Origin of the sequence: Blautia sp. HCP3S3_D9 (assembly GCF_052063845.1) — a bacterium.
Lineage (GTDB): Bacteria > Bacillota > Clostridia > Lachnospirales > Lachnospiraceae > Blautia_A.
Genome location: NZ_JBQHWS010000049.1, coordinates 18,822 through 27,460, shown reverse-complemented (window position 1 = coordinate 27,460; position 8,639 = coordinate 18,822). Strand labels below are relative to the sequence as shown.

Here is an 8,639-nt window from a genome sequence, read left to right as displayed (position 1 = left end):
GAAGCTGCGCTGAGCATACATCCCATCAGATGATAACTTCCATCTGCATGGCAGAAAGAATGCAGTGCATTATTTTCATCTACGCCGAAATTTTTGCTGGAAATAAATACAGTTCCGGATGTTCCAAGAGAAATATTGCACTGTCCGTCACCAACTGTACCTGTTCCTACAGCAGCTGCTGCATTGTCGCCTGCACCTGCAACAACCTTTACATTTTCACTGAATTCAAGTTCTTTTGCGATCTCCGGTTTCAGAGTTCCTACTACTTCCCAGCTCTCATACAGTTTCGGAAGCTGTTCTTCTGTAATTTTGCAGATATCCAACATTTCTTTTGACCAGCAGCGGTTCTTTACATCAAGAAGAAGCATACCGGAAGCATCGGAAACATCTGTGCAGAAGGAGCCAGACAGACGATATGCCAGATAATCTTTTGGCAACATGATCTTTACTACTTTCTTAAAATTCTCCGGTTCATTTTTCTGCATCCAGAGGATCTTTGGTGCTGTGAAGCCTGCGAAAGCGATATTTGCTGTGTACTCAGAAAGTTTCTCTTTTCCGATCACTGTATTCAGGTATTCTGTCTCTTCACCTGTACGTCCGTCATTCCAGAGGATTGCAGGACGGATTACGTTATCATCTTTATCAAGAGTAACAAGACCATGCATCTGTCCACCGAAACCAATTCCGGCTACCTGACTTCTGTCGATATCCTTTGTCAGTTCTTTCATACCTTCCATGCTCTGTGCAAACCAGTCTTCCGGTTTCTGCTCAGACCAGCCTGGATGAGGGAAAAATAATGGATATTCTCTGGATACGATGTTGCAGATTTTTCCTGATTCTTCCATAAGAAGAAGTTTTACAGCGGAAGTACCAAGGTCAATACCAATATAATACATAGTTCTCTCCTTTTCTCTTTATGCGGCTGTACTTTTCATTTTCAGTAAGCAGCCTGATTCATTACTGTGCAAACCAATTCCAAAATATATTTATTGTACAAAGATTATTCTCTGTAAATTTTTACTGACTTAATTTCTCATATTCTTCTAATCTAATACATCCCAGGGCAAAACCCCGGGATGCTTTATGAATAATCGTGTCAGTCTGTTTATTCTTTATTCGGATTCAGCTATATCCCGTGGATATCTGCACTCCGTTTTGTTAATTTCTGATTAGCCCCAAGGATTTTCTGTTGGGTATCTTACGCCTGCCGGCTGGTTGTAACCGATCTTATTTACATCGATTCCAAGTAATTTAAGTACTTCATAGAAGAGTTTTCCATAATGTCCGAACATAACAGCTCCGTGATGCGGATAGTTGCCTTCGATCAGAACATGACGGTAGAATCTTCCCATTTCTTTGATTGCAAAGATACCGATACCACCGAATGATCTTGTAGGTACATCCAGGATTTCACCTTCTGCAGCATAGGATACCAGTTCACCCTGAGAGTTGCACTGTAAACGATAGAATGTGATATCAGAAGCAGCGATATCGCCTTCAAGAGTTCCTCTTGTGAAGTCTGGTTCAGATCCTGCAGGCTCAAGAAGTCTGTGCTGGATCAGCTGATATTTAACAGCTCTGGACTCGCACATCTTGCACTCCGGAGTATTTCCACAATGGAATCCCATGAATGTGTCTGTAAGTTTATAGTCATATTTTCCTTTGATATCTTCATCATAGATGTACTGTGGAACAGAGTTATTGATATCAAGTAATGTAACTGCATCATTGGAAATGCAAAGTCCGATATATTCGCTGAGTGCTCCGTAGATATCAACCTCACAAGCTACCGGAATTCCTCTTGATCCAAGACGGCTGTTTACATAGCAAGGTTCAAATCCAAACTGTGACGGGAATGCAGGCCAGCATTTATCAGCAAATGCAACATATTTTCTTGCTCCCTTATGAGCTTCTGCCCAGTCAAGAAGAGTAAGCTCGAACTGTGCCATTTTAACATTAAGGTCAGCATAATATTTGCCTTCGCCCATCTCTTTTGCCATATCTGCACATACTTCCGGGATACGAGGATCGTTTTCATGCTCTTTAAACGCAACAAGAAGGTCAAGCTCTGAGTTCTCTTCAATTTCAACACCCAGTTCATAAAGTCCCTTAATCGGTGCATTACAAGCAAAGAAGTCCTGAGGACGTGGTCCAAAAGTAATGATCTTCAGGTTACGAACACCGATAACTGCACGTGCGATCGGCACGAAATCAGCGATCATTTTGGAAATATCTGTAGCTGTTCCAACCGGATATTCCGGGATATATGCTTCAAGATGACGCATTTTCAGATTGTATGAGCAGTTGAGCATACCGCAGTAAGCATCACCTCTGCCATTGATCATGTCGCCGTCGCCTTCTGCTGCAGCTACATACATGCACGGTCCGTCAAATCTTTCTGCAATAAGTGTTTCCGGAGTTTCCGGTCCGAAGTTTCCAAGGAAAACAACCAGTGCATTACACTCTGCTTTGTTTACATCCTCAAGAGCCTTTTCCATATCTTTTTCATTCTCAACAGTTACCGGACATTCATAAAGTTCACCCTGGTAAGCTGCTTTGATCGCTGCACGTCTCTTTTCAGAAAGCTGAATCGGGAAACAGTCACGGCTTACTGCGATTAATCCAAGTTTTACTACTGGTATATTGTTCATAGTATCATTCCTCCATATTTTATATTCTTTTTTATTTTTATTATTTTGTCGTTTCACTTTCATTTACAGCGGTCTTAAAATATCCCTCATATGCAGATATCACATTCTCAAATATTCAGGACTGCATCAGACAGATAAACGCACCCACATTCGCTATCTGCTTATCTCCAAATAACTGCTCTGCAGTTTATCAAAAAGAGCCAGGGATCAGTTAATCGTAATATTCTCTCCGCGAAGTCCGTTTACTGCACCTTCGATCGCTGCATCCTCATGTGCAATGAGCCATTTATTCTTTGCTGTCAGCAGGCTGTCCTCGCCAGTTTTTGCTGTTTCAAATGTAAGCTCTGTGTTTGTTCCTGCCGGAAGTACGACTACACACTGGAATCCGCCATCCTGTACATTGCATGGTGCATAATGAAGTGTTGTTGCATACACTTCAATACCTGTTCCTGCCGGTACAAAGAATGCTTCGATCTTAGAAGTGTCATATGTAAGTTCATCAGTGATATCCTGCTGACTTCCGATGAGCAGCACCAGATCTGTTACTGCTACGTTGATTTCGGAACTGCGATGATATTCTACAGCATTTAATTTCTTATTATGTCCGTTGCAGTATCCAATCTCAATCGGAATCCCGCCGAATCCCTTGTTCTGCAATGCTTTCGCTACATCCAGAGCCTCCAGTTCTTCTACAGAAGGAACATAAACCACATCATCCGGAACCGGTGTGTGTTTCATCTCTTTAAGAAGAGCACTAAAGTCATATCCTTCCAGCACTTTTCCATATTTGTGGAAGGAAGCATCTGCTACATTCTGAATTTTCACCAGAAAAACCTCCTTTTCCCCTTTCGGGGGTGTCACGTTATCTTTACTGTGCTTCGAGTATAGCAGACAGGCGAAGTCTTTTCGCCATTTTTCTTGACTATTCTATGGCGTTTTTTTGACCTTTTTGACCTATCTGTTTTCTCATCTCACTCGGCAGGACTCCATATCTTTTTTGAAATTCCCCCGAAAAACCGCGACTGCTGCAAAATCCGTTATCCAGTGCAATCTGACTAATCGTACGGTCCGTATTCAACAGATCTCTGTACGCATATGCCATACGAATATCCTGTAAATATGTTTTATAGTTAACTTTTGCATATTTTTGGAACATTCGCGACAAATATGCGTCAGAATAACCAAATGTAGATGCCAGGTCCGAAAGTTTCAGATCTTCATTATAATGTTCTCTCATATAAGTGGTAATTTTTGACAAAGCATCCAGTCTCCTGCTATGCCTTATCTCCTTCTCGTGAACCTCCGTCAACCGGTAATCTTTGACCAGCATATACATAATCTCATAAAACAGAGACATCGTCCGAAACTCATATCCCACATCCCTTGCCGTATAAACCTTATACAACTTCTTGATCAGAGAAGCCAGCTTCACATCCGCCGTCTCGTTCTGACTCCTGAACCGGATAAACCTCTGCGCCGTAAAATAATTCTCAAACTGCTTTAAAGGTATCTGAAGCACTACCGTCTTATTCTTCTCCACTGCACGTATGGAATGAATCTCATTGGAGTTAATAATAAGCTGCTCACCCGCCTTCAGCGGATACTCCTCCTTATTCATAAAAAACTCCAGATGCCCCTCCAGAACCGCAAAAATCTCAATCGAAGTATGCCAGTGCTTCTCCCTCACATAATTTCCATTTCCACCCTCAAATAAAAAAACTTTAAACGGCAGCCCCTCATTGGGAATGATCAGTTCATGCTGAAATTCCATATCACTTCACCTCTCTCCATTACAAATCAACTTTTTCCCCACATTTTTTTCTATCAGCCAATATCCAGCGCAGAAAAATAACCGCAGCATCCGGCCTCTCAACCCACACTGCGGTCATCATCTTATCAAAATTCTTATTTACAGATCTCTGCAACCACCTGATTGATCACCTTACCATCTGCTTTTCCTTTCAGATCTGCCATAACAGCTTTCATGATCTGTCCTTTGTTCTTTGTTGCAAGAACTTCTGCAAATTTCTCTTCCAGATATGCCTTGATCTCTGCAGCATCCATCTGCTTCGGAGCATATTTTGCGATTACATCATATCTTGCCTGATATTCTGCTTTCAGATCCTCACGGCTCTCCGGGCAGGTATCCAGCTGTTCTTTTACAGTTTTCAGCTCTTTCAGGATTACTCTGTCTACCAGATCACTCTTGATCTCATCACGGCAACCCTCATCGATGGCTACTTTCTTTACTGCGGAGATCAAAGAAGATACAGCTTCCTTTGTTACTTTATCTTTGGCTTTCATAGCTGCAACCATGTCTTTTCTTAATACTTCAAGTTCCATTTTATGTTCCTCCTCGTTTCTGATCTGATTCCTGTATCAATTACACACATAACTTCAAATTCGCTTGTGCTTCCGATACACTTCATTTAAATCATTATCTAGTAATCAGCATACCACGATTTATCTGAAAATCCAATGCTAATTCGCATGAAAATTAAATTTATATGGAAGTTTTCCCTCTTTTTTATATACACTTTGGTACAGTTCCTGCCAGATTTCTCCTAGGGAATCTTCACCTTCACGGATATCATCCGGTATCAAACCGCCCTTGCCTTCCAGCAGATCAAGCGCTTTTTTATCTTGTTTCAAGCCATGAAGTGCCTGCACATACCCAAGTTTCAGTCTGCTGTCTTCCTGTTCTTCTTTGTCCAGTTTCCGATAGAAACGGCTCAGTTCTTCGTACTTCTCTGCAAGCAGAAGAATACGGAATCCTTCTTTCAGATAGGAAAGTTCTTTGCGTTTAAATGCCATTCCCTGAAGAATATATACCCCTGCCTGGTCTTTGTCATTCTGCATCAGTTTCACACAACTCAGACCATGGAACGCCCATGCACTCTCCTTTAATTTCAAAGAAGCATCAAAAGCTTTCTCTGCTTTTTCGTAGTCTTCTTTGCGATAGTATCCCAAGCCAAGCTGATAATAAGCGTACCAGTTCTGTGCATTTTCTTCCATGTGAGCTTCCAGGAAATCTACATTTGTCTCATCGATCAGAAACTCTTCCGGCATTTCCAACGGCTGTGGACAATGTAAAATTCCTGTTTCAAAAAAGCGTTTCCAATTTTTCAGAGATTCCGCTTGTTTTGAAAGTTCTCCCTGTGTTTCATCCTTATTTTCTTCAAAGAATTTCAGATGCTTTGTGCCTTCTCCATGCGCTGCAAGAGCACCATACACACTTCCTATATATACAAGCTGTGCTTCTTTTCTTGACATTGCTTTAGAAGTTTCCAGTTTCTCGTTCAGCTTTTCATGTAAACCAGACTCAAGGATTCTGCCTGTTACCAGCGCTGTACGTTCTTTATATTCTTTCTCAAGTACTCCTTCGGAAATATTAACAGAGCCATACTGTTCCATCCATTCCCAGGCTGTATGAGGTGCCATCGGAATGCATCCATACTGTGTCTTTGCAAGTCCGGCCTGCACTTCCAGATAACGTCCTGCCTTGTCTGTGAGATACTCCTGCCAGTGATTGGAAGCCTCCTGATTTCCCCAGGAAAAGAGTTTACGACTGCGCAGACGATCTGTGGAAATCTGAAGCAAACCATAGCCGGTTTCATCTACATTTGCAATAAATTTCGGGCATCCATCCGGGATGTCAAAGAAATAATCTACGGACTTCTTTATAGAAGTATAATCGGAAATATCTGTGCCATTCACCATCGGGACCTCCACTTTTGTCACCTGATTTCCACTGGACGTGAATGCCTGTACTGCCGGTACAATGACCCTTCCTTTCTTATATTCCGGAACTGCCATGTTGCTCCACCAATACATTGGAACAACCTCTTTTCCTTCATTCACAATACGCATTCTGCAGTTCAAAAAGCTGCTGTCTTTTTCCAGCCAGAAATCCATCTGATAAGTTACTTTTCGGATCCGTTCATACTCATACATACGCAGGACCGGCTCTCCGTTCTCATTCGTTGTCTGGGCAGTATAAAGCGGTTCTGTTGTAAATGGAGTATGTCCGATAATACCAATATTCCACTCTACACCACCGCTGAACCACGCATTGCGCACTGCCAGATTGCTAAACTGAAGAACATCATTGGTGTAAAGCAGATTTCTACCTGTATATTTATCCCAGAGTTCCCATAATCTGCCTCCAAATTCAGGAAGAAATACAGCTTTCAAATAGCGGTTCTCCAGAATTGCTGTCTTTACTTCCTGCTCTTTGAGTTCTCTTGTATACGTGTTTCTCTGACGATATGGATAAGCATTCTTTACCCTTCCATACCCCTCATAAATCTCATCCGTTTCATCCAGATGAAATTCCAGACTGTTCTGCATGGTCAGCTCACCAAGGAGATCCGGCACACAGCTCTCCTTTCCCAAATCGGCTACCCTGATCTTCTTTGTCTCAAATCTTAACTCAGACATCCGTAATCCCCCGTTTCATCGTGTTCTCCAGTTCCTCCATCTGTCCCAGTATCAGTTTCTGTCTATCGTCAAATAATAAGCCCTTATTGTGACGGTAATACTGATCAGAACCATTTTCCCGGATGAACCAGATACTGTAAAAGTTTGCATTCAGTTCCGTAATAAATGCCACCATTTCCTGGCTGTCTCCAAAAGCCGCTTCCATAAAATCAAAAACATTCTGCAAGGTCTGTGAAGCAGCTTCTGTCTGTTCTTCCAGACTGTCTGCTTCTGCGGAAAAAGCTGCTTTTACTTTCTCATAGATATCCTGCTCGCTCTGTGTCAGACCTTCCAGCTCCATCCAGATTTTTTCCAGAAAAGCATTGACTCTGAGAAGCGTTTTCTCCTCGTTTGCAGTCAGCAGTTCGGATTTTCTTGCTGTCTCCAGATCATCCGCCGCTTTCTGACAGATCGCTTTCAGAGAAATATCAGCAAGGTTGTCTCTATAATATACCATATATTTGTACAGTTTTGTTACATAGGAATCCATAAGATAACATTCCGTAAATAACTGGCTTAATTTTCCATTCAGAAGTCCTACCAGACTTAAATGCTCGTCCAGAGATGCATTTCTGATCTTTTGTATAGTAAGCTGTGACCATTTTCCCTGAAGCAGATCTTCTACTGCATAGTCTGTCTTGTATTTGTTATATAGTGCCAGATACGCTGCAAAATCTTTCGCGATCATTGGATGCTGTATATACTGATATACCACTTCTCTGTCTACTTCTTTATTCAATGTTTCGTACACCTGAATTAGTCTGGAAAGGTCTTCCCATCCTCTGGCAGTGGCAAAAATACGACCATCTACTGTATTCTCCATTCTGTAGAAATTCTTTCTGCGAAGCTCCAGATAAGAGATGACGGCAGGGTGGATTCCCTGTTCATAAGCATATTCTTTCCATACTTCAAAGTCCGGCTGGACATCGATTCGCTTAATTCTGTCCAGGGTTACTACATCAAATTCACGGACAGATTTATTGTATTCCGGAGGGTTTCCTGCAGTTACGATCACCCATCCTTCCGGGACTTTCTGGTTACCGAAGGTCTTTCCCTGAAGAAACTGCAGCATCATCGGCGCCAGAGTTTCTGATACGCAGTTGATCTCATCGATAAAGAGAATTCCTTCTTTTAAGCCTGTCTTCTCCATCTTCTCGTAGACGGATGCAATGATCTCACTCATGGTATATTCTGTGACAGAAAAAATCTCACTTCCAAAGGTTTTCTCTTTGATAAACGGAAGCCCTACTGCACTTTGGCGGGTGTGGTGGGTAATAGTGTAAGACACCAGACCTACCTTGCATTCTTTGGCAATTTGCTCCATAATCTGCGTTTTTCCAATACCCGGTGCCCCCATCAGAAGGATCGGCCTCTGACGGATTGCCGGAATCAGATAGTTTCCAAATTCATCCTTTGCAAGGTATGCTTCTATTGAATCTTTAATCTCCTGTTTTGCTCGTTTTATATCCATAATGTAAATCCTTTCCTGTTACTGAAAGTTCTCTATTT

7 protein-coding genes are annotated in these 8,639 nt (G+C 42.0%); all 7 read right to left on the bottom strand.

Translation table 11 applies throughout. From position 1 onward, the window contains the following. Window positions 1-896: xylulokinase (gene xylB / locus ACTNES_RS10985; RefSeq protein ID WP_441039272.1), on the bottom strand; the 896-nt coding region annotated here is incomplete at its 3' end. A gap of 273 nt (window positions 897-1,169) precedes the next feature. Further along, window positions 1,170-2,651 carry an L-fucose/L-arabinose isomerase family protein gene (locus ACTNES_RS10980; RefSeq protein ID WP_216461020.1) on the bottom strand — a complete coding sequence of 494 codons (1,482 nt, stop codon included), beginning with the start codon at window positions 2,649-2,651 and terminating at the stop codon, window positions 1,170-1,172. A 207-nt stretch (window positions 2,652-2,858) separates the two neighbouring features. Further along, the gene (locus ACTNES_RS10975) at window positions 2,859-3,476 is read right to left on the bottom strand and encodes a DUF4867 family protein (RefSeq protein ID WP_291807711.1); all 618 of its coding nucleotides are present in this window, start codon (window positions 3,474-3,476) and stop codon (window positions 2,859-2,861) included. A gap of 97 nt (window positions 3,477-3,573) precedes the next feature. Then, window positions 3,574-4,422, bottom strand: coding sequence for an AraC family transcriptional regulator (locus ACTNES_RS10970; RefSeq protein ID WP_291807712.1), 849 nt, complete (start codon window positions 4,420-4,422; stop codon window positions 3,574-3,576). A 134-nt stretch (window positions 4,423-4,556) separates the two neighbouring features. Further along, window positions 4,557-4,994: a GatB/YqeY domain-containing protein gene (locus ACTNES_RS10965; RefSeq protein ID WP_216461023.1), complete on the bottom strand. Its 438-nt coding sequence runs from the start codon at window positions 4,992-4,994 to the stop codon at window positions 4,557-4,559. Between the two features lie 138 nt (window positions 4,995-5,132). Next, window positions 5,133-7,091: a DUF5107 domain-containing protein gene (locus tag ACTNES_RS10960; protein ID WP_291807713.1), complete on the bottom strand. Its 1,959-nt coding sequence runs from the start codon at window positions 7,089-7,091 to the stop codon at window positions 5,133-5,135. Further along, window positions 7,084-8,601, bottom strand: a complete 1,518-nt coding sequence (locus ACTNES_RS10955) for an ATP-binding protein (protein ID WP_441039271.1) — start codon at window positions 8,599-8,601, stop codon at window positions 7,084-7,086. Before ACTNES_RS10955 ends, ACTNES_RS10960 begins: the two co-directional genes overlap by 8 nt. Window positions 8,602-8,639: the final 38 nt, after the last annotated feature.

What these genes read in the sequence shown, in the direction of transcription:
- ACTNES_RS10955 (WP_441039271.1), bottom strand. Translation starts at nt 8,601, where the DNA reads ATGGATATAAAACGAGCAAAACAGGAGATTAAAGATTCAATAGAAGCA.
- ACTNES_RS10980 (WP_216461020.1), bottom strand. Translation starts at nt 2,651, where the DNA reads ATGAACAATATACCAGTAGTAAAACTTGGATTAATCGCAGTAAGCCGT.
- ACTNES_RS10960 (WP_291807713.1), bottom strand. Translation starts at nt 7,091, where the DNA reads ATGTCTGAGTTAAGATTTGAGACAAAGAAGATCAGGGTAGCCGATTTG.
- ACTNES_RS10965 (WP_216461023.1), bottom strand. Translation starts at nt 4,994, where the DNA reads ATGGAACTTGAAGTATTAAGAAAAGACATGGTTGCAGCTATGAAAGCC.
- ACTNES_RS10970 (WP_291807712.1), bottom strand. Translation starts at nt 4,422, where the DNA reads ATGGAATTTCAGCATGAACTGATCATTCCCAATGAGGGGCTGCCGTTT.